Source organism: Bifidobacterium hominis, from assembly GCF_040095915.1.
Taxonomy (GTDB): domain Bacteria; phylum Actinomycetota; class Actinomycetes; order Actinomycetales; family Bifidobacteriaceae; genus Bifidobacterium; species Bifidobacterium hominis.
This window is the reverse complement of sequence record NZ_JBBMFR010000018.1, coordinates 1-1479: the sequence shown is the minus strand read 5'-3', so window position 1 is coordinate 1479 and position 1479 is coordinate 1. Positions and strand designations below refer to the sequence as shown.

2 protein-coding genes are annotated in these 1479 nt (G+C 65.0%); both read right to left on the bottom strand.

The genetic code is table 11. The annotated features are described in order from the left end of the window. Positions 1 to 45: 45 nt before the first annotated feature. On the bottom strand, positions 46 to 891 hold the full coding sequence (locus tag WMO36_RS08315; RefSeq protein ID WP_081291877.1) for an IS3 family transposase: 846 nt from the start codon (positions 889 to 891) through the stop codon (positions 46 to 48). Further along, on the bottom strand, positions 846 to 1412 hold the full coding sequence (locus tag WMO36_RS08310) for a helix-turn-helix domain-containing protein (protein WP_065439487.1): 567 nt from the start codon (positions 1410 to 1412) through the stop codon (positions 846 to 848). The genes WMO36_RS08315 and WMO36_RS08310 overlap by 46 nt, the downstream gene beginning before the upstream one ends. Positions 1413 to 1479: the final 67 nt, after the last annotated feature.

Below are 1479 nucleotides of genomic sequence, written 5' to 3'. Positions count from 1 at the left end.
TGAACTGCGCCCCGTTTGTTGGACGTTGTTAATTAGGATACAGCCCTAGACCGCGAGGGACATGCTCCGGAACTCCTCCGGGGTGTGTCCCTCGAGTCGTATCTGGCGCCGTCTGGTGTTCCAATGGATGATGTAGGCGTCCAGTTCGCGTTTGAACTGTTCGTACGAGTCGAACTCCCGGCCTCGGTAGAACTCGTCCTTCAAGTGGCCGAAGACCTGCTCGGTGGCGGCGTTGTCCAGGCAGTTGCCCTTGCGGCTCATGGACTGGCGGATGCCGAGGCGTTCGAGCTCGTCCCGCCACCATTGGTGCTGGTACTGCCATCCCATGTCGCTGTGCAGGATCGGCTCCGCGCCGGCGGGCAGGCGCTCCGCGAGCATGGCGAGCAGGCGCCTCTGCTGCCCGAGGTCCGGACTGCGGCTCACGTCCCAGGCGACGATCTCCTTGCTGGCCATGTCGTACACGGGCGCGAGGTACGCCTTGCCGCCCGCGACCTTGAACTCGGTGACGTCGGTCCCGAGCTTGGAGAACGGACGGGCCGCGTCGAAGTCGCGTTTGAGCAGGTTATGCACGTGATCGCCCGTCTCGCCCCTGTACGAGCTGTACCTCCTCCACGGGTTCCTGGAGCGGATGGCGCATCTCAGTCCCATGCGGCGCATGACCCCGAGCACGGTTTTGGCGGATATGCGCGTGCCGAACTCGTGGACCAGGCACATGCGCACCTGCCGGTGGCCGCACCCGTTCGGGGTGCGCTCCCATATCTCCCGTACCATCGGCTCCACGTCCGGCCTGGACACGTGCGCCGGGCGCGACAGGTGATGGTAGTACGTGGATCGCGGCAGCCCGGCTATCTCGAGGAGGTGGTCGAGCCGGTGTCCCCGCCCTGCGAGCAGTCGGACGACGGCGCTTCTCTCGCGTCTCGTGACTTCTGCGCCCGCAGGGCCCGGAGTTTTTCCAGGTACGCGACCTTCGCCTTCAGATAGGCGACCTGTTCGGCGAGCTCCTGCTCGCGCGTGGGTTCGGGTTTCGGTTTGGATTTCGAGCCTCTGGGCCTGCCCTTGGGCCTCGGCCTGAGCGCCTCCGGGCCTCCCGCCCGGTACTCGCGGCACCAGCGTTCCAACGGCGCGATGCTCGCGATCGCGTACTTCGCCATGACCTCCGTCTTGGTCATGCCGTTCTCGACGTGGTCGCGCGCGGCTGCGACCTTCGTCTCCCAGTCGTAGCGTCTGCTGCCGTTGCCTCCCATGACCGCCTCCTCGCCGCCGGACCTGTACAGCCTGATCCAGTTTCTCGCGGTATACACCGGTATGGCAAGCCGTCTGGCGAGCGTGTTCCCGCCGGCTCCGGCCTTGATGAGTTCCAGCGCCTCGCGGCGGAACCCGTCGTCGTAACGTCTCCTTCGATCCTCACGCATACGAAAGAACCGCACCTCCGATCATCGAATCTGAATTTCTTCAGTCCAACAATCGGGGTGCGGTTCA